Origin of the sequence: Mycobacterium sp. SMC-15 (genome assembly GCF_045310925.1) — a bacterium.
Classification (GTDB): Bacteria; Actinomycetota; Actinomycetes; order Mycobacteriales; family Mycobacteriaceae; genus Mycobacterium.
The window spans coordinates 71,170-90,454 of the sequence record NZ_JBJIAJ010000011.1 but is presented as its reverse complement, the minus strand read 5'-3'; the positions used below and the strand labels follow the sequence as shown (position 1 = coordinate 90,454).

Annotated in this window: 18 protein-coding genes; 13 read left to right on the top strand and 5 right to left on the bottom strand. The window is 68.6% G+C overall.

Features of this window, described 5'->3' with window-relative positions:
- Window positions 1-76: 76 nt before the first annotated feature.
- A complete protein-coding gene (locus tag ACJH71_RS16775) occupies window positions 77-1,408 on the bottom strand; it encodes a DUF349 domain-containing protein (protein ID WP_406759119.1) in 1,332 nt (443 codons plus the stop codon).
- A 304-nt stretch (window positions 1,409-1,712) separates the two neighbouring features.
- On the opposite strand from ACJH71_RS16775, the gene ACJH71_RS16770 reads away from it, so the two are divergent.
- The 9 genes from ACJH71_RS16770 to ACJH71_RS16730 all read left to right on the top strand — a co-directional run bounded on the left by ACJH71_RS16770 (window position 1,713) and on the right by ACJH71_RS16730 (window position 12,507).
- Entirely contained in the window at window positions 1,713-2,591 is an 879-nt protein-coding gene (locus ACJH71_RS16770) for a DMT family transporter (RefSeq protein ID WP_406759118.1), read from the top strand.
- A 57-nt stretch (window positions 2,592-2,648) separates the two neighbouring features.
- The gene (locus ACJH71_RS16765; RefSeq protein ID WP_406759117.1) at window positions 2,649-3,566 is read left to right on the top strand and encodes a DMT family transporter; all 918 of its coding nucleotides are present in this window, start codon (window positions 2,649-2,651) and stop codon (window positions 3,564-3,566) included.
- 10 nt (window positions 3,567-3,576) lie between these two features.
- On the top strand, window positions 3,577-4,245 hold the full coding sequence (locus tag ACJH71_RS16760) for a hypothetical protein (protein WP_406759116.1): 669 nt from the start codon (window positions 3,577-3,579) through the stop codon (window positions 4,243-4,245).
- Window positions 4,242-5,147: a tRNA (adenosine(37)-N6)-dimethylallyltransferase MiaA gene (miaA, locus tag ACJH71_RS16755; RefSeq protein ID WP_406759115.1), complete on the top strand. Its 906-nt coding sequence runs from the start codon at window positions 4,242-4,244 to the stop codon at window positions 5,145-5,147. Before ACJH71_RS16760 ends, miaA begins: the two co-directional genes overlap by 4 nt.
- A 4-nt stretch (window positions 5,148-5,151) precedes the next feature.
- Entirely contained in the window at window positions 5,152-6,030 is an 879-nt protein-coding gene (gene dapF, locus ACJH71_RS16750; protein WP_406759114.1) for a diaminopimelate epimerase, read from the top strand.
- Window positions 6,027-7,448 carry a GTPase HflX gene (gene hflX, locus ACJH71_RS16745; protein WP_406759113.1) on the top strand — a complete coding sequence of 474 codons (1,422 nt, stop codon included), beginning with the start codon at window positions 6,027-6,029 and terminating at the stop codon, window positions 7,446-7,448. The genes dapF and hflX overlap by 4 nt, the downstream gene beginning before the upstream one ends.
- Window positions 7,449-7,661: 213 nt before the next feature.
- The gene (locus tag ACJH71_RS16740) at window positions 7,662-9,035 is read left to right on the top strand and encodes a DEAD/DEAH box helicase (protein WP_406759112.1); all 1,374 of its coding nucleotides are present in this window, start codon (window positions 7,662-7,664) and stop codon (window positions 9,033-9,035) included.
- Between the two features lie 81 nt (window positions 9,036-9,116).
- Window positions 9,117-10,277, top strand: coding sequence for an acyl-CoA dehydrogenase family protein (locus ACJH71_RS16735; protein ID WP_406759111.1), 1,161 nt, complete (start codon window positions 9,117-9,119; stop codon window positions 10,275-10,277).
- A 280-nt stretch (window positions 10,278-10,557) separates the two neighbouring features.
- Window positions 10,558-12,507 (top strand): LGFP repeat-containing protein, encoded by a 1,950-nt coding sequence (locus ACJH71_RS16730; RefSeq protein WP_406759223.1) that lies wholly within the window; start codon window positions 10,558-10,560, stop codon window positions 12,505-12,507.
- On the opposite strand, the gene ACJH71_RS16725 is transcribed toward ACJH71_RS16730, so the two are convergent.
- Window positions 12,508-12,957, bottom strand: coding sequence for a nuclear transport factor 2 family protein (locus tag ACJH71_RS16725; protein WP_406759110.1), 450 nt, complete (start codon window positions 12,955-12,957; stop codon window positions 12,508-12,510).
- A 2-nt stretch (window positions 12,958-12,959) separates the two neighbouring features.
- Window positions 12,960-13,646: a transcriptional repressor LexA gene (gene lexA, locus ACJH71_RS16720; RefSeq protein ID WP_406759109.1), complete on the bottom strand. Its 687-nt coding sequence runs from the start codon at window positions 13,644-13,646 to the stop codon at window positions 12,960-12,962.
- Window positions 13,647-13,859: 213 nt separating this feature from the next.
- Here lexA and ACJH71_RS16715 point away from each other — a divergent pair, with 213 nt between their 5' ends.
- The 3 genes from ACJH71_RS16715 (at window position 13,860) to ACJH71_RS16705 (ending at window position 15,492) form a co-directional block, all read left to right on the top strand.
- The gene (locus tag ACJH71_RS16715; RefSeq protein ID WP_406759108.1) at window positions 13,860-14,360 is read left to right on the top strand and encodes a LysM peptidoglycan-binding domain-containing protein; all 501 of its coding nucleotides are present in this window, start codon (window positions 13,860-13,862) and stop codon (window positions 14,358-14,360) included.
- Window positions 14,361-14,505: 145 nt separating this feature from the next.
- A complete protein-coding gene (nrdR, locus tag ACJH71_RS16710) occupies window positions 14,506-14,970 on the top strand; it encodes a transcriptional regulator NrdR (protein WP_406759107.1) in 465 nt (154 codons plus the stop codon).
- A gap of 36 nt (window positions 14,971-15,006) precedes the next feature.
- Window positions 15,007-15,492 carry a peroxynitrite isomerase gene (locus ACJH71_RS16705; RefSeq protein ID WP_406759106.1) on the top strand — a complete coding sequence of 162 codons (486 nt, stop codon included), beginning with the start codon at window positions 15,007-15,009 and terminating at the stop codon, window positions 15,490-15,492.
- Between the two features lie 15 nt (window positions 15,493-15,507).
- Here ACJH71_RS16705 and ACJH71_RS16700 read toward each other — a convergent pair whose 3' ends face one another.
- Complete coding sequence (locus tag ACJH71_RS16700; protein ID WP_406759105.1) at window positions 15,508-16,485, bottom strand: proteasome assembly chaperone family protein; 978 nt, start codon at window positions 16,483-16,485, stop codon at window positions 15,508-15,510.
- 174 nt (window positions 16,486-16,659) lie between these two features.
- A complete protein-coding gene (gene sthA / locus ACJH71_RS16695) occupies window positions 16,660-18,075 on the bottom strand; it encodes a Si-specific NAD(P)(+) transhydrogenase (RefSeq protein WP_406759104.1) in 1,416 nt (471 codons plus the stop codon).
- A 141-nt stretch (window positions 18,076-18,216) separates the two neighbouring features.
- On the opposite strand from sthA, the gene ACJH71_RS16690 reads away from it, so the two are divergent.
- Window positions 18,217-19,272, top strand: a complete 1,056-nt coding sequence (locus ACJH71_RS16690; protein ID WP_406759103.1) for a DUF4192 domain-containing protein — start codon at window positions 18,217-18,219, stop codon at window positions 19,270-19,272.
- The last annotated feature ends 13 nt before the right edge of the window (window positions 19,273-19,285 follow it).

Below are 19,285 nucleotides of genomic sequence, written 5' to 3'. Positions count from 1 at the left end.
ACCTCCAGTGAGTTGGTTGTTGCCCTCACTGGAGGTGGTAGCCCGACGGTGCCGATGCTCAAACATCGGCCGGTCGTCAGCGCCGGTTGAGCGCCTGTTCTGCGGCTTGGGCCCATTGCCGCCACTGGTCGGCGTTGGCGCTGGCCTCGGCGGCCTCCTTGTCGCGGCCCGCGGCCTGGGCTTTGAGCGCTTGGCGTTCGAATTGCTCTGCGCGGGTGCGGAACTGGGCGGCCCGGGCTTCGGCTTCGGGGTCCACCACCGCTGCCTCGGCGGCAGCCCCGGCATCACGCACCTTCTTCTCCACCGCCCGCAGGCGCCGCTCCAACTCGGCGGAACGCTCTCTGGGCGCCTTGCCGAGGTCATCCCACTTGGTGACGATCGAGCGGAGCGCGGCGCGCGCGGCGTTCTGGTTGGTCGGATCGATCCGCTCCGCCTCGACCAGCAGGGCCTCCTTGGCCGTGGCATTGGCCTCCAGCTCGGCGTCACGTTCGGCGTTGGCGGCATTGCGGGCGGAGAAGAACGTGTCCTGGGCGGCCTTGAACCGCTGCCACAGCGCCTCGTCGACGTCCTTGGAGGCCCGCCCGGTCGTCTTCCAGGTGGCGAGCAACTGCCGGAATGTGGCGCTGGTGCCCGCCCAGTCGGTGGAACCGGACAGTTCCTCAGCTCGCTTGCACAGCCGTTCCTTCTCCTCCCGCGCCCCCGCCCGGCCCCGGTCGAGGTCGGCGAAGTGCGAACCGCGCCGCCGGTTGAAGCCGTCGCGTGCCGCGGCGTAGCGCTTCCACAGCGCATCATCGACTTTGCGGTCCAGACCGGTGATCGTGCGCCATTCGTCGAGAATGGCGCGCAGCCGATCGCCGGTGCTCTTCCACTGCGTCGAGTTCGCGGCCAACTCCTCGGCTTCGGCGGCCAGCGCCTCCTTGCGTGCGGTTGCCGCCGCTCGCTGCTCATCGCGTTGCGCACGGCCGGCTGCGGCGACGGTGGCGGCGTGCTCGCTGACCGCCGCGATCCGGGCTGCCAACGCCTCCACGTCACCCAGGACGCTGGCCGTCGGCAACTGCTCGGCCAGTGCCGCCGCGGATGCCTTGATCTTGCGGGCGTCGCCGCTGCCGGATGACAACCGCTCCTCGAGCAGGGTCACTTCGGTGCTCAGGTCGTCGTACCGCCGGCCGAAGTGGGCGAACGCGGCCTCCCGGTCGCCGGCCTGCCAGGAGCCGATCTGTCGCTCACCGGCCGAGGTGACCAGCCACACCGTGCCGTCGTCGTCGACCCGCCCGAACCGGTGCGGGTCAACGGTGGGCGGCCCGATAACGGCCGGGGCGGGCCGGGCACCCGGCTTGGGTCCCGGGCGAGGCCCCGGACGGGGACCCGGCCGGGGGGTGGGGGCGGACGAACCGCTGTCAGTGGTCATCGCTGTCGTCACCTAACCCTTCGCGGGATAACCCGCGCGTCTGCCGCGCACCGCGGCGCCTTCGATCTGCCTAGCAGCATTCCAGAGTATTCAAGCAGTTACCCGCCGCACCGCGCCGCCAACTCGGCGGTTCAGCGAGGCTCGACGCAGGAGAGGGGAAGCTGGGGCCGCCGTATGACGGGGCGGTTCAGCGAGGCTCGACGCAGGAGAGGCGAGGCTGGGGCCGCCGGATGAACCGGGCGGTAGCCTGTCCGATCGCCGCCGGTGTTACCCGCGGCACCCGCAGATTGGTAGGAGGCCGGCAATGGCGAAAGAGACCATCGCCGTGCTGTTTGCACTCGGTGCGGCGCTGTTCAGCGCGATCAGCGACGTGATTCAGCAGCGCAGTGCCCACCGGGTCGCAGACCCGGGGATCGGGCCCGCCGCGCTGTTCGCTCGGCTGCTGACCGACCGGAAGTGGTGGGTGGGCAGTCTGTCGGGTCTGGCGGGTTTGAGCCTGCAGGCGGTGGCCCTGGGCCTTGGGTCGGTGCTGCTGGTGGAGTCAGTGCTGGTCACGTCACTGTTGTTCGCGCTGCCACTGAGTGCCCGCCAATCCGGTCATCGGCTGGGGCGTTCGGTCTGGCTATGGTCTGCGCTGCTGGTCGCGGCCGAGTCCATCATCATCACCGTCGGTCATCCCACCGCCGGGCAGGCGCGGGCCTCGCTGGAGGCCTGGGTCTGGGTGGTCGCCGTGCTGGCGCCGACGGTGTTGCTGTGTCTGATCGGGGCGCGGGCATACGCCGGGCGGGCGGCGGCCGTGCTGCTCGCTGCGGTGTCGGCCATTTCGTGGGGAATCTTCGCGGTGCTGACCAAGGGAGTGGTCGACCTGATCGGCCACGGACCGCGAGCCTTGTTCGCCGCACCGGAGCTCTACGCATGGTGTGCCGTCGCGCTGGCCGGCGCGGTGTACCAGCAGTCGTCGTTTCGGGCCGGCGCCCTGACGGCCTCGCTGCCGACGATCACGGTGCTGGAACCGATGGTGGCCGCGACGCTGGGCATGGTCTTGCTCGGCGAGGTGCTCAAGCCCGACCGCGATGCCGTGTTCACCCTGGTCCTGGCAGTGGCCACGCTGGTCGCCGCGGTCGCGGCGCTCTCGCGTGATCAGGCGGCCACCGCCGGCGAGCCGGCCGTCGCGGTGGCGTAGCGCTTATCCAGCGGGAAGGTGAACAGCGGGTATCGTTTCCCGTCTGAGGAGGGGGTCATGTCGACAGGGAATTTCCTAGCGGCGTTGCTCGCGTTGTGCGCCGCCTTGGCGTCCGCGATCGGCGACGTGATCCGGCAGCGGTCGGCGCAGGAGATCACCGACCAGCAGGTGGGCCATCTGGAGCTGTTCTGGCTGTCACTGCGCGACCCGCGGTGGTGGGGCGGCGGTGCAGCGGCGGTGGCCAACTACGCCCTGCAGGCGGTGGCGCTGGCGGTCGGCTCGGTGATGCTGGTGACCGGTTTGCAGGTGACCGCGCTGCTGTTCGCGTTGCCGATGTATGCCTGGCTGACCCATCGCCGGGTGACCAACTGGGAGTGGATGTGGGCCATCCTGCTGGCCGCGGCGCTGGCAGTGGTCGTGATCGTGGGGGATCCGACCGAGGGCAAGCAACACGCGCCAGCGGCTACCTGGATCATCGTGTCGGTGGTGCTGGCGGCGGGGCTGGTGGGTTGTGTCCTGGCCGCCCGGATCTACAAGGGCAAGCCGGCGGCGGCAGTGCTGCTGGCTGTGGTGGCCGGTACCTCGCTGGCGGTGTTCGCCTTGCTGACGAAGGTTCTCGTGGAGGTGCTCAAAGCCGACGGCTTCGCCGCGGTGCTGCGGGCGCCCGCATTGCTGCCCTGGCTGGTGGCGACGCTGGCCGGGATGATCTTCCAGCAGTCGGCGTTTCGTGCCGGTGCGCTGACGGCGTCCATGCCGACGATGACCGTGGCCAAACCGCTGGTGGCCAGTGCGCTGGGCGTACTGCTGCTCAATGAGACCATTCAGGCCGGTGGGACAGAGGACGTCGCGGTGATCATCGGGGTGGTGCTGATCGTGATCGCCACGGCGGCGCTGGCCCGGGGTGAGGCCGCCACCATCGTCGCTGATGCCGGCGCCGACCTGGCCGAGCCGGTGGCAGCGCCGACCACCGGCTAGCTTGGGTGCCGTGCTGGGACCGATCGCGATCATGCCGTCGGCGCCGGTGCTGGTGCCCGAGCTGGCCGGCACCGCCGCCGAAGCCGCCGAGTTGCGGGCCGCAGCGCTGGCCGCTGCCCAGGCGCTGCCGGCGCGCTGGGTGGCTCTGGGTGCCGGACCCGATGCGGTGTACGGGCCCGAGGGCGCCGGCAGTTTCGCCGGATTCGGCGCCGACGTCGCGGTGAGACTGTCACCGGGCGCCCAGCAATCCGTTGATCTGCCGTTGTGCGCGTTGATCGCCGGGTGGGTACGCGGGCAGGTGTCACCGGACGCCGAGGTGGTGGTGCATTCCTGCGCCGATCCGGGCGCGGCGCTGAAGGCCGGCCGCCGGATACGCGCCGAGATCGATGACGCCGGTGAGCGCACCGGCGTGCTGGTGCTTGCCGACGGAGCCAACACCGTGACACCGGCGGCGCCGGGGGGATACCAGCCGGCAGACGTCGAGTGCCAGCGCGCCCTGGACGATGCGCTGGCGCGCGGCGACGTCGCAGCACTGACCGGGCTGGGCCCGCAGGTCGTCGGCCGGGCGGGTTTCGCGGCCCTGGCGGGGCTGGTCGGGACCGCACCGCACGGCGTCACACAGCTCTACCGCGACGCCCCGTATGGGGTCGGCTATTTCGTGGGGGTCTGGCAGCCGTGAGGCCGATCGCGGTCGTCGGGCCTACCGGCACGGGCAAATCGCAACTGGCGCTGGACCTGGCCGCGCGGTTGGGCGGCGAGATCGTGAACGCCGATGCCATGCAGCTCTACCGCGGCATGGACATCGGCACCGCAAAACTGCCGCCGGGGGAGCGTGGTGGCATTCCGCATCATCAACTTGACGTGCTCGACGTCGTGCAGACCGCGACGGTGGCCCGCTATCAACAGGCCGCGGCGGCCGACGTCGAGGCGATCATGGATCGTGGCGCGGTACCGATCATCGTCGGCGGGTCGATGCTCTACCTGCAGGCCCTGCTCGACGACTGGTCGTTTCCGGCCACCGATCCGGTGGTGCGGGCCCGCTACGAGCAGCGGTTGGCCGAGGTCGGGGTTGCCGCCATGCATGCCGAGCTGGCCGACGCCGACCCTGCTGCCGCCGCGGCGATCCTGCCCACCGACGGCAGGCGGATCGTGCGGGCGCTGGAGGTGGTGGAACTGACCGGAGCGCCGTTCGCCGCCTCCGCGCCGACCATCGGAGCGGCGCGCTGGGATACCGTGATCCTCGGATTGGACTGCGACACAGTCATTCTCGATGAGCGACTGGCTGCCCGCACCGACACGATGTTCGCCCAGGGGCTGGTCACCGAAGTCCAGCGGCTGCTGGAGTCCGGGTTGCGGGACGGTGTCACCGCCGCCCGAGCGCTGGGCTACGCCCAAGTGATCGCTGATCTCGATGCCGGGGGCGACGGTGCGGGCGCGCGGGAACCGACGTTCATCGGAACCCGGCGCTATGTGCGCCGGCAGCGTTCCTGGTTCCGCCGCGACCACCGCACTCAATGGCTCGATGCCGCCGTCGGCGGCGTGCTCGACGCGGCGCTGGCAGCGCTGCGGCACGTATCCTGAGCACATGCTTTTCGCCAAGGGCCACGGCACCCAGAACGACTTCGTGTTGTTGCCGGATCTGGACGTGGCCCTGGATCTGACCCCTGCCGCGGTGGCCGCGCTGTGCGACCGCCGCCGCGGCCTGGGCGCCGACGGCCTGTTGCGGGTGACCACCGCCGGTGCGGCGGCGGACGCGGGGGTGCTCGACCAGCTGCCCGAAGGTGTGGGGCCCGGCGACTGGTTCATGGACTACCGCAACGCTGACGGCTCGGTGGCCGAGATGTGCGGCAATGGTGTCCGGGTGTTCGCGCACTATCTGCGCGCCGCGGGCCTGGAATCGGCCGACGAATTCGTCGTCGGCTCGCTGGCCGGGCCGCGACCGGTGATCGTGCACCACGCCGACGACGTGCACGCCGAGGTGACCGTCGACATGGGCAAGCCGAACCTGCTGGGGAGCTCCGGACCGGCATTCGAGGCACTAGTCGGCGGGCGGCGGTTCGCGGGCCTGGGCGTCGACGTCGGCAACCCGCATCTGGCTTGTGTGGATCCGGGCCTGTCCGCGGCAGATCTGGCCGCCCTGGATGTCGGTGCGCCGGTGTCGTTCGACACCGCGCAGTTCCCGAACGGGGTGAACGTGGAGATCCTGACCGCTGTCCACGACGGCGCGGTAGCGATGCGGGTGCATGAGCGCGGTGTCGGCGAGACCCGCTCGTGCGGCACCGGCACGGTGGCCGCCGCCGTGGCGGCCCTGGCGCATGGCGGCGCGTCGACCGGCACGCTGCGGGTCGACATTCCCGGCGGGCAGGTCATCGTCACCGTCACCGACGCCGGCAGCTACCTGCGGGGTCCGTCGGAACTGGTGGCCCGCGGCGACATCGCACCGAGGTGGTGGGCGGCGCAGTGAGCTATCCCGACTCGAGGCCGCAGCCCAGCACCGGTGAGCTGAACCTCGACGACCGCGCAGCGCTGCGTCGTGTCGCCGGGCTGTCCACCGAACTCGCCGACATCTCCGAGGTCGAATACCGCCAACTGCGCCTGGAGCGGGTGGTGCTGGTCGGCGTGTGGACCGACGGGACCGCCGCCGAGGCAGACGCCAGCATGGTGGAGCTGGCGGCGTTGGCCGAAACCGCCGGCTCGGAGGTGCTCGAGGGCCTGATCCAACGTCGAGATCGGCCCGACCCGTCGACCTACATCGGCTCCGGCAAGGCCCAGGAGCTGCGGGAGATGGTGCTGGCCACCGGCGCCGACACCGTCATCTGCGATGGCGAGCTGTCGCCGGCGCAGCTGAACGCGCTGGAGAAAGCGGTCAAGGTCAAGGTGATCGACCGCACCGCGCTGATCTTGGACATCTTCGCCCAGCACGCCACCAGCGCCGAAGGCAAGGCGCAAGTGGCGCTGGCGCAGATGCAGTACATGCTGCCGCGGCTGCGCGGCTGGGGTGAATCGATGTCACGGCAGGCCGGCGGGCGGGCCGGCGGCGCCGGCGGCGGGGTCGGCACCCGCGGTCCCGGTGAGACCAAGATCGAAACCGATCGGCGGCGGATCCGGGAACGGATGTCCAAGTTGCGCCGCGAGATCAAGGCGATGAAGCAGGTGCGCGACACCCAGCGCAGCCGCCGTCGGCACAGTGACGTCCCTTCGGTGGCGATCGTCGGCTACACCAACGCCGGCAAGTCCAGCCTGCTCAATGCCCTGACCGGCGCCGGAGTGCTGGTTCAGGATGCGCTGTTCGCCACGTTGGAACCCACCACGCGCCGTGGGCAATTCGACGACGACCGCCCGTTTGTGTTGACCGACACAGTCGGTTTCGTGCGGCATCTGCCCACCCAGTTGGTGGAGGCGTTCCGTTCCACCCTGGAGGAGGTCGCCGATGCGGACCTGCTGGTGCATGTGGTCGACGGCTCCGATCCGGCGCCGCTGGCGCAGATCAGCGCGGTGCGCGAGGTGATCTCCGAAGTCATTGCCGAACACGATTCCGGGCCGGGTGGTCAGCGTGTTCCGGAACTGTTGGTGGTCAACAAGATTGACGCCGCCGGAGATCTGGCGTTGGCCCAGCTGCGACGTGCCTTGCCCGAAGCGGTGTTCGTCTCAGCGCACACCGGTGAGGGCATCGACGCGCTGCGCCAACGGATGGCGCAGTCAGTGGCGCCGGTCGACACCGCAGTCGATGTCGTCATCCCTTACGGTCGTGGCGATTTGGTGGCCAGGGTGCATGAACACGGTCGGGTGCAGCTGGCCGAGCACGGCGAGGGCGGCACCCGAATCCGCGCGCGGGTTCCCGCGGCATTGGCGGCCAGTCTGCGGGAATTCGCCGCGTTTTAGGCATTGCCGCACCGGTGCGATAGGCTGGTGCTCACGCGTCGTGGAACGCTTACTCACCGCCGTCCGGCCCCTGGTGCCGATTCAGCTGGCGTGTGAAGCTCTTCTCGCGGCGAAAGTTATTGCCAACAGGCAATTTCGCCAACCCCTGTGTTGCAGACAGATGGGCGCCGTCGTGGCGCCTCTGCCGCACGGCCGATGCCGGAAAGGCATGTCATGACCACCAATTCATTCGCCGAACTCGGCGTGCCCGCTGCACTTGTCAGTGTGCTCGCCGATCGCGGTATCGCTGCTCCCTTCCCCATCCAGGTCGCAACCCTGCCGGACAGTCTGGCCGGCCGTGATGTGCTGGGCCGGGGAAAGACCGGCAGCGGCAAGACGCTGGCCTTCTCGCTGCCGCTGGTCGCACGGCTGGCCGGCGAGAAGCGCCACCGCGCCCGGCCCAGTGGCCTGGTGCTGGCGCCCACCCGGGAGCTGGCGACCCAGATCACCGCAACCCTGGAACCGCTGGCGGCGGCGAGCGGCCTGAAGGTGACCACCATCTTCGGCGGGGTGTCGCAGAACCGTCAGGTGAGCGCGCTCAACGCCGGCGTCGACATCGTGGTGGCCTGCCCGGGCCGGCTCGAAGACCTGATGAAGCAGCGGCTGATCACACTGGACGCGGTACGGGTCTGCGTGCTGGATGAAGCCGACCACATGGCCGACCTCGGCTTCCTGCCCGGGGTCACCCGCATTCTGGCCGCCACCGCCGAAACCGGTCAGCGGCTGCTGTTTTCGGCGACGCTGGACAACGGGGTCGACAAGCTGGTGCGGCGTTTCCTGCGCAATCCGGTGTCGCACTCCGTCGATGAACTCGATGCGCCTCCTCCGGCGATGACCCATCACGTGTTCCACGTCGCCGGCCTGCAGGACAAGAAGGATCTGGTGCAGCTGCTGGCGTCGGGCACCGGGCGGCGAATCCTGTTCTTGCGGACCAAGCATCAGGCCCGGAAGCTGGCCCGTCAGCTCACCGAATCCGGTGTGCCGTCGGTCGACCTGCACGGCAACCTGTCGCAGCCCGCGCGCGAGCGCAATCTCGCGGCGTTCGCCGACGGTGACGTTCGGGTTCTGGTGGCGACCGACATCGCCGCCCGCGGCGTGCACGTCGACGAGGTCGAATTGGTGGTCCACGTGGACCCGCCCGCCGAGCACAAGGCTTACCTGCACCGTTCCGGGCGTACCGCACGCGCCGGCAGCGCCGGAGACGTCGTCACCGTGGTCCTGCCCGAGCAGCGCCGCGAGACCCAGGTGCTGTTGCGCCGCGCGGGGATCAGCGTCGCCCCGCAACAGGTGGCGGCCGATTCCGCGTCGGTGCTCGAGTTGGTGGGGGAGGTGGCGCCGTTGCGGGCGCCCGCCCCGGTGGCCCCGAAGGTCGCCCCGCCGGCCCGCGCCAAGACCTCACCGGGCCAGACCTCACCGGGCCAGTCCGGCCGTCCGCGGCGCCGTCGTGGCGGCGGCAGCGGCGCTGCGCAGCCGACCTCGCAGGCCGGTGGCCGGCGCCGGCAGCGCGGCGGTGCCGGAGCGCGTCGACAAGGCGGGGTAGCGCGCTAGCGCCGACACCCACCACCGCGTCGCCCAACCATCCGGTTGGTCTATTCTCGTCGGAAAGATCAGTCGACCGGAGGTCAGGCAATGAGTGCCGCAATCAAGTACCAGCGAACCCTGTTCGAGGCCGAACACGAACTGTTCCGGGAGTCGTTCCGCGCCTTCCTGGACCGCCACGCCGCGCCTTACCAGGAGGAGTGGGAGAAGGCCAAGATCGTCGACCGCTCCGTGTGGCTCGAAGCCGGCAAACAGGGATTCTTGGGCATGGCGGTGCCCGAGGAGTACGGCGGCGGCGGCAACCCGGACTTCCGTTACAACACGATCATCACCGAGGAAGTCACCGCGGGGCGCTACAGCGGGCTGGGCTTCAGCCTGCACAACGACGTCTGCGCGCCGTATCTGCTGGAACTGTGCAACGAGGAGCAGAAGCAGCGCTGGCTGCCGAAGTTCTGCACCGGTGAGCTGATCACCGCGATCGCGATGACCGAGCCCGGCACCGGCAGTGACCTGCAGGGCATCAAGACCCGCGCGGTCAAGCACGGCGACCACTATGTGCTCAACGGCTCCAAGACGTTCATCACCAACGGCATTCACTCCGACCTGGTCATCGTCGTCGCCCAGACCGACCCCGACAAGGGCGCGCAGGGGTTCTCCCTGCTGGTCGTGGAGCGCGGCATGGAGGGCTTCGAGCGCGGCCGTCACCTGGACAAGATCGGTTTGGACGCCCAGGACACCGCAGAGCTGTCGTTCACCGACGTGCACGTCCCGGTGGAGAACCTGCTCGGCGAGGAGGGCAAGGGCTTCATCTACCTGATGCAGAACCTGCCGCAGGAACGGATCTCGATCGCGATCATGGCCGCGGGCGCCATGGAGGCGGTGCTGGAGCAGACGATCCAGTACACCAAGGAGCGCAAGGCGTTCGGCAAGCCGATCGGCAGCTTCCAGAACAGCCGGTTCCTGCTGGCCGAGCTGGCCACCGAGGCCACCGTGGTGCGGATGATGGTCGACGAGTTCGTGAAGCTGCACCTGGACAAGAAGCTGACCGTCGAGCAGGCCGCGATGGCTAAGTGGTACTCCACCGAGAAGCAGGTGCACCTGATCGACCGCTGCCTGCAGCTGCACGGCGGATACGGCTACATGCGTGAATACCCGGTTGCGCGGGCTTATCTGGATGCCCGTGTTCAGACCATTTACGGCGGCACCACCGAGATCATGAAAGAGATCATCGGCCGCAGCCTCGGCGTCTAGCCGAGGCAATCGGGAACGATTTGGGCGCCCAGCGGGGCGCTGCCAGGGGCGCTACCAGCATGTTTGGTAGCGCCCCTCGTTCCGTTTACGGCGGCGGCTTTGGCATCAATTCAGCATCGGGTGGGTATCTGTTTCCGCAATATCGATGACATGGCTTCGAAATTCGGGCCGATTGCGGGAAAGTCTATGCCGGAAACATTTGCGTCGATAACGTCGATAATGATGCCTGGGAGGGCTGGTGACTAGTCGGAAAGATCGGTTCGGCAAGACGGCGGTGCGCATGGCGCTCGGCCTCGCGGCGACGGTCACCGTGCTCTTGTCGGTGCAGACCGCTGCGGCGACGCCCGACGGCGATGCCCACGACGCCATCACGGCGGCCTGGCAGGCCGCCGGGGGCGACGGATCGCCGCTGGGTGCGCCCAAGGGTGACGTGCACCCCGCCGGTGTCGGGTTCGCCCAGGACTTCGCCGGTGGCACCATCTTCTTCACCCCCGAGACCGGCGCCAAGGCGATCTACGGCGCGATCCTGGACAAGTACGAGGCGCTGGGTGGCGCGGCCGACAACGGCCTCGGATTCCCCAGCAGCGACGAAGTGCCCGGCTTGGTCCCCGACAGTCGGGTGGCCATCTTGTCCGGCGCCGACAACCCGGTGATCTTCTGGACGCCCGAGCACGGCGCTCACGTGGTGCGTGGACCCATCAACGCCGGCTGGGACAAGCTGGGCAGCTCCACCGGTGCGCTCGGCGTCCCGGTCGAGGACGAGAGCTACGACGGCGCCGTCGTCACCCAGAAGTTCAGCGCCGGCACGCTGTCCTTCGACAGTGCGACCCGGACGTTCACCACGGTTCCGCCGGAATTGGCTGCGCAGCTGGCTGATCTGCAGGCCCAGGTCGACCCGACCGCGGCCATTGACCAGGCCTGGCGCACGGCCGGCGGGCCCGCTGGAGCACTCGGGGCCAAGCAGGGCGACCAGTACCCCGTCGGCGACAACGGCGGCGTGGGACAGGACTTCGCGCACGGCAAGGTCTATTTCAGCCCGGTGACCGGAGCCAATGCGGTGGTAGGCGACGTGCTGGCCAAGTACGAGTCGTTGGGTGGTCCGGCCGGAAGCGACCTGGGATTCCCGATCACCAGCACGGCTGACGGAGCGATCTCTGGCAGCAGATTCAATTCGTTCGCCGCCGACGACGAACCGGTGATCTTCTTCAGCCCCGACAACGGTGCCTTCGTGGTGCGCAGCGCGATGAAGGAGGCCTGGGACAAGCTCGACGGAGCCTCCGGAAAGCTGGGCGCCCCGGTGGGGGACCAGACCGTCGAGGGCGATGTGGTGTCGCAGAAGTTCACCGGCGGGTCGATCGCCTGGAACCAGGCCAGCAATACGTTCAGCACGGAACCGGCCGACCTGGCGCAATCGCTGTCGGGCCTGCAGATTCCCGGAGCGAACCTGCCTGAAGGCAGCAAGTCCACCTCGAATGGCGCAACCACCGAGTCGCACTGGAACTGGATGTGGGTGCTGATTCCGGTTGTGGTGCTGGCGGTGCTGGGCGCACTCGCCGGGGCCGCGATGTGGTGGCAGCGGCGGCGGCCGGCCGCTGTGCTGCCGGGCGCACCGGTTGCCGTGCCGGCCCCGGTAGCCGACGACTACGACGACGATGACGAGCAGTGGGCCCACCACGACCGGCGCGAAGACCACCGTGAGAACGAGGGCACGGTCCGGCTGCCCAGTCGGTACGGCGCCTCGCCGTATGCGTCCGAGCCCGAACTGCCTGTTTCGTCGATCCCGGATGCGCCGTGGCTGCACTACGGCGAGCACGAGGCCGAGGCGGAAGCCGACGACGATGACGACACCGACACCGCCCCCACCCGGGTGGTGACCGAGGATGAGTTCGGTACCGGGCGGCACGCCGTGGGCCACGGAGGTGCCGGATCGGACCCGCGCGCATTCGGCTCTGCCGCGGAGCCCCGCGGGTTCGGTGGTGGCGCGGACACGCGCACGTTCGGCGGCGCCGCGGAAACGCGCACCTTCGGCATGGACGAATCGGTACATCCGGTGATGCACCTGCCGCTGGACGACCCCTATCAGCAGCCGACCGGCTACCCGATCAAGGCGAACATCGGTTCGGGGCTCTACTACACCCCGCAGAACGCGCTGTATGACGACACCCTCGCCGAGATCTGGTTCGCCACCGAGGACGCGGCGCGGCTCAACGGCTTCACCAGGGCCGGCTGATCACTGCAGCGGCAGTGACGCATCTTCGCGCTGCGGGCGCGGCCCGAAGATGCGTCGCTGCTCTGCGGTGATGGGGACGTCGTTGATGCTCGACTCGCGGCGGCTCATTCGGCCGTCCGCGGCGAACTCCCAGAGCTCGTTGCCGTAGCTGCGCCACCACTGACCGTCCGCGTCGCAGCATTCGTACTGATAGCGCACCGCAATTCGGTCGCCCTGATAGCACCACAGCTCTTTGCGCAGCGCGTAGTCGCGTTCGGCGGCCCACTTGCGTCGCAGAAATTCCTCGATCTCCGCGCGCCCGGTGATGAACTCGTCGCGGTTACGCCACACCGAGTCCTCGGTGTAGGCCAGCGCCACCCGCGCGGGATCCCGGGTGTTCCAGGCATCCTCGGCGGCCTGCACCTTGTGGCGCGCCGACTCCTCATCGAAAGGTGGGCACGGCGCGAACATGGTCAGATCTTGCGGATGACGGTCACGACCTTGCCCAGCACCACCGCGTCGTTGCCCGGGATGGGGTCGAAGATCGGGTTATGCGGCATCAGCCAGACCTGGCCGCCGGTGCGTTTGAAGGTCTTGACGGTGGCTTCGCCATCGATCATCGCGGCCACGATGTCGCCGTTGTCGGCGACGTTCTGCTGACGCACCACCACCCAGTCGCCGTCGCAGATCGCGGCGTCCACCATCGATTCGCCGACCACCTTGAGCAGGAACAGTTCCCCTTCACCGACCAACTCGCGGGGGAGTGGGAACACATCCTCGACGGCTTCCTCGGCCAGGATCGGCCCGCCGGCGGCGATCCGGCCCAGAACCGGAACGAACGTGGGCTCCGGCAGTGCATCGGAACCGGCGAATTCGGTGCGCTGCGCGGCCTCGGCGGCGCCGGTCAGGTCCTCCTGGCCACGCACGTCGACAGCGCGGGGACGGTTGGGGTCACGGCGCAGATAGCCCTTGCGCTCGAGCGTGCGCAGCTGGTGGGCAACCGAGGAGGTCGAGGTCAGCCCGACCGCGTCGCCGATCTCGCGGATGCTCGGCGGGTAACCGCGTTCGTTCACCGAAGCGCGGATGACGTTCAGGATGGTGCGCTGCCGTGCGGTCAGCGCTGAGTCCGGGCCCGCCACGTTGCTGCTGCTGTCACTCATGGGGGCGAATCTAGTCGCATAGCTGCGATTAATCAAACATGTGTTCGAGGTGTGTCGCGCGGACGTTCGAACTGGCCCCCGAGTTGTCGGACCCCTTCGCTAATGTTTTCGACAACGATTCGATCACATGTTCGGATATCGAACATACAATCGATTAGTATTCGAACAGTCGAGCGAACACGGTCGCCGACGCCGAGTGAGGGAGAACCGGACATGATGCTCATCGACACGATCGCTCCGTCGTTCGAGCCGGCCGAGTACGAGCGGACCCGGGCGCATCACGGTCCCCGGACGTCGGGTCGCGCATACCCGATCCGGACCCAGCCGGCACGGCTGGCCCGGCAGCGGCCCGGCGGCGCCCCGCTGCGCCACCGCGGTGCCGGAGTGCTGATGTCACGTGCGCCGCACCGGCCGCAGCCCGTTAAGGCCATCACCCCGGCGACCACCGTCGTGCTGGCCCTGATCGCCGCCGGGATCACCGTGTGGCTCGGGCTCATCGCCCAATTCGGCGCGGCCGCGGCCGGCAGTACCTCAGCCGTGCCCGACCAGCTAGGCGTGGTGCGCGTCCAGAGCGGGGAGAGCTTGGCGCACCTGGCGGCCCGGGTGGCACCGGACGCACCGGCCGGACAGGTCATCGAGCGCATCCGCGAACTGAACAGCCTGGAGTCGGTATCCCTCGACGCCGGTCAGACGCTGATCGCGCCGTTGGGCTGAGGTCGCAGTGTCGGTTCGGCCGCCGCTTGCGGCCACTGCGGGGCGCCGCCGGCAACCCGCGCAGGTACGCTCGCAGTTGTCCCAGTGGCCCGCGGAGTCTCAGTTCTCTGAAGACCCGGGTTCCCGGCACGGCGAAGGAGCGGCAATGCACTGCCCGTTTTGTCGCCATCCAGACTCCCGGGTGGTGGATTCCCGCGAGGCCGATGAAGGCCAGGCCATCCGCCGCCGTCGTTCCTGTCCGGAATGCGGCCGGCGTTTCTCCACGGTGGAAACCGCGGTGCTCGCGGTGGTCAAACGCAGTGGCGTCACCGAGCCGTTCAGCCGGGAGAAGGTCATGCGCGGGGTCCGCCGGGCCTGCCAGGGCCGCCAGGTCGATGACGACGCGCTGAACCTGCTGGCTCAGCAGGTGGAAGACGCTGTGCGAGCGGCGGGTTCGCCGGAGATTCCCAGCCACGAGGTTGGCCTGGCAATCCTGGGTCCGCTGCGCGAACTCGACGAAGTGGCCTATCTGCGATTCGCCTCGGTGTACCGGTCGTTTTCCTCGGCCGCCGACTTCGAGCGGGAGATCGAGGCCCTGCGCGAACATCGCGAGATGCCCAGCACCGGTTGAGCCGTACGGGCCCCCGCCGCGCACTACGCTGGCGGCATGGCACCCGAGTTGCATCCGAACCTTGTGGAGCTGGCCCCGCTGTTGGGCACCTGGTCAGGCCGGGGGTCCGGGGTGTATCCCACGATCGCGCCGTTCGACTACCTCGAAGAGGTGGTGTTCTCGCACGTCGGTAAGCCGTTCCTGGTCTACGGGCAGAAGACGAAGTCGCCCACCGAAGGCCTGCCGCTGCATGCCGAAACCGGCTACCTGCGGGTTCCGCAGCCGGGCCAGATCGAATGGGTGCTGGCGCACCCCAGCGGCATCACGGAGATCGAGGTCGGCAGCTACACGGTCACCGGCGACGGCGTGGAACTGCAGATGTCCGCACCGACGATCGGACTGGCACCGACGGCCAAAGAAGTCACGGTGTTAGGCCGCCACTATCGCCTCGACGGCGATGAGTTGTCCTACACGCTGGACATGGGTGCGGTCGGCCAACCCGCGCAGAACCATCTCACCGCGACGCTGCGTCGAACCGGGTAGCGCGCGGCACGGACCTCAGTCGTCGCCGTCGAGGTTCTTCTTCGCCTCCTGCGCCAGGAACCGCTCGAACTCGGCGCCGAGCTCGTCGGCGCTGGGCAGCTCCTCGTCGCGGGAGAGCAGCGAGCGATTCTCCTGGGCGGTGATGAAGGCGTCGTACTGGCGTTCCAGCGCTGTGACCACTTGGGCCACTTCGGCGCTCGCCTCGACCTGCTGGTCGATCTTGGTCCGGATCTCGGCCGCGGAATCGCGAAGCTCGGCGAGCGGCAACTCCAGTGCGCCGGTCTGGGCGGCCTGCTTGAGCAGCGCCTCGGCGGCCTCGGGATAGTCCGTCTGGGCAACGTAATGCGGTACGTGCACGGTGAAACCGACTACCTCGTGGCCGTGCTGCGCCATCCGGTACTCCAGCAGGTTGGACGCGCTGCCGGGAACCTGAACCTCGGTGATCCACGGGGTGAATTCACTGATCAGGTCACGGTTGTTGGAGTGTGCGGTGAGCGTCACCGGCCGGGTGTGCGGAACGGCCATCGGGATCGTGCCCAAGCCGATGGTCCGCCGTACCCCGAGCTGCTCGGCCAGCAGTCGTACAGCGGTGATGAACCGCTCCCATTTCAGGTCGGGCTCCATGCCCGCCAGCAACAGAAACGGGGTACCTGCACTGTCCCGCAACGCGTGCAGGCTCAGCTCGGGCTCGGCGTAGTGGGTGAAGTGGTCGGACTTGAACGTCATCAGCGGTCGCCGCGACCGATAGTCGAGGAGGTCATCGATCGCGAATGACGCCACCAATTCACTGTCCAGCTTGCTCTTGAGGTGCTTGGCCGCCAGCCGGATCGCATGGCCGGCGTCGGAGAAGCCTTCCAGGGCGTGGATCAGGACCGGCCCCTCGCCGTCCGCCGACATCACCTGGGGTGCCGGAACCTCCAGCTCGTACATGCCGCTCTGCTCGGGCTGGTATTGCCAGCCCCGGTCGGGACCGTTGTCCGGGTAGTCGGCCATCGCCGTCGCCTCCTCATTGTGCAGATCGCAAGGGATCGCACCGTCTATTTTCCCCCACCGGGGGCCACGCCGGAAAACCGTGCGCGCATGTGGTGGACAACGTACGCGGGCACCGGGGGATTCCACGGCGCCGGCGGCGTTCGCTGAGCGGTGAAATGGCCTCCAGCGGGGCCGCTAGCCGCGGAATTGCTGCAGGGCACGCATTTTATTCATGACGTCCAATGCGGCGTTCTTGTATGCCTCGGAGAAAGTCGGATAGTTGAATACCGCGTCCACCAGGTATTCCACCGTTCCGCCGCACCCCATGATGGCCTGGCCGATGTGTACCATCTCGGTCGCGTTGGTGCCGAAGATGTGCACGCCGAGAAGCGTCAGATCGGTCGTCGACACCAGCAGCTTGAGCATTCCGTAGGAGTCACCGGCGATCTGGCCGCGAGCCAGTTCCCGATAGCGGGCCACGCCCACCTCGTAGGGGATCGCGCTGCGCGTCAGCTCCAATTCAGTTGCCCCCACATAGGAGACCTCCGGAATCGAGTAGATCCCGATCGGCTGCAGCTCGGTGATCCCATCGGTCGGCTCGCCGAAGGCATGGTATGCGGCCAGCCGGCCCTGCTCCATCGAGGTTGCGGCCAGCGCGGGGAAGCCGATCACGTCGCCGACCGCGTAGATGTGATCCACCGACGTCTTGAACGTTGTGTCCACGACGATGCGGCCACGCTCGTCGCTGTTCAGACCGGCTTTGGCCAGATCGAGGTGGGCGGTGTGGCCGTGGCGGCCGGCTGAGTACATCACCGTCTCGGCGGGGATCTGCTTACCGCTGGCCAAGGTGGTGACGGTGCCGCTCGAACTGACGTCGACGGCGGTCACCTCCTCGCCGAACCGGAAGGTGACGGCGAGGTCGCGCAGGTGAAAACGCAGGGCTTCGACCACCTCTGGATCGCAGAATTCCAGCATCGAGTCCCGTTTCTCCACCACGGTCACTCGGGTTCCTAACGCCGCGAACATCGAGGCGTACTCGATACCGATCACGCCGGCGCCGACCACCACCATTGACGCCGGAATGAACTTCAGATCGAGGATCCCGTCGGAGTCGAGTACGCGCTCTTCATCGAATGTCACCCCCGGCGGCCGAACGGGTTCTGTTCCCGTGGCGATGACGACGTAGTCGGCTGTGACGGTGGTGGTCTCGTTGCCGTTCTGTCCCTCGACCACGATCGTGTGGGGATCGATGAAACGCCCGTGGCCGACCAACAGGTCGACACGGTTGCGCATCAGTTGGTTACGTACGACCTCCACTTCTCTGCCGATCACATGTTGGGTGCGGGCGAGCAGATCGGCGGGGGTGATCTTGTTCTTGACCCGGTAGCTGGCTCCGTACAGGTCGCGCTGATTCATCCCGGTCAGGTAGATCACGGCCTCGCGCAGGGTCTTTGACGGAATGGTCCCGGTATTGACGCAGACCCCACCGATCATGCGGCCGCGTTCGACCAGGGCGACAGATTTGCCGAGTTTGGCCGACGCGATGGCGGCCTTCTGTCCGCCTGGGCCCGAGCCGATCACGATGACGTCGTATTCCCTCTTCGAATCCATGACACAGACACTTACGCGCTTTCGGCGCGTCCTGCATCTCGAAGGCGCATCGATGCACAGTTGCGGGTCCATCCACAATGCGAGGGCCTGTGCCGAGCTGGTGCGCCCTCGATGACGGTGATGGTCGTCACTGTTGCTGCCATGACGACCAAGCAACCGGAATTCACACTGAATCGGCCCGGAGCACTGATCGCTGCGCTGCCGGCGATCCTCGGCTTCGTGCCGGAGAGATCCCTGATCCTGGTGTCGCTCGACGGGGGTGAACTGGGCTCGGTGCTGCGGGTCGATCTCTCGGAGGCGCTCGTGGACACCGTCGGCCGGCTCGCCGACGTCGCCGCGGCCGCCGCTCCGGCAGCGGCCATCGCGGTGATCGTCGATGCTGCGGGGGCGTGCTGCCCAGTCTGCAACGAGCAGCACCGCCGGCTGACCGCTGCGCTGGCCGAGGAGTTGTCGGGCCACGGCATCGTGCTGCTCGGTGCGCATGTGGTGGACCAGGTGGCCCATGGCGGGCGTTGGCGCTGTGCCGACGGCTGCGGCGTCGGTGGTCCGGTGGACGATCCGGAGGCCTCGCCGCTGGCGGCCGCAGCGGTGTTGGAAGGCAGGCGGCTGTATGCCCGGCGCGCCGACCTGCAGGCGGTGATCGCCCCCGATGACGCGGCACGCTGTGCCGCGGTGGCCGCGGCGATCGACGACTGTGCGGCGCAGTGGGCGGTGGAGGAGGGCAACAGCCCGGATCGAGCACGCCGCGACGTCGAGCGGGTGCTGGCCGCTCTGGTTACGCTGGCGGGCGGTCGGGAACCGACCGTTGCGGAGCTGGCCCGGCTCGCTTGCCCGCTCACCGACGTACGGGTCCGGGACACCCTGTGCGGGTTGGCAATCGGTGAACGCGCCGCCGACGCCGAGCGGCTCTGGTCGGTGTTGGCCCGGACCCTGCCCGAGCCGTGGCGAGCCGAGGCATTGGTGCTGCTGGCGTTCAGCGCCTACGCACGCGGAGACGGGCCGCTGGCCGGGGTCTCACTGGAGGCCGCCCTGCGCGGCGAGCCCGGACATCGGATGGCCGGCCTGCTCGACACCGCGTTGCAGTCGGGGCTGCGGCCGGAGCGCATCCGCGGATTGGCAGACACCGGCTATCGGCTGGCGCAGCAGATCGGGGTGCAGCTACCGCAGCGGCAGGGGTTCGGTCAGCAAGCCGGCTGAGCCCGGCGGTTCA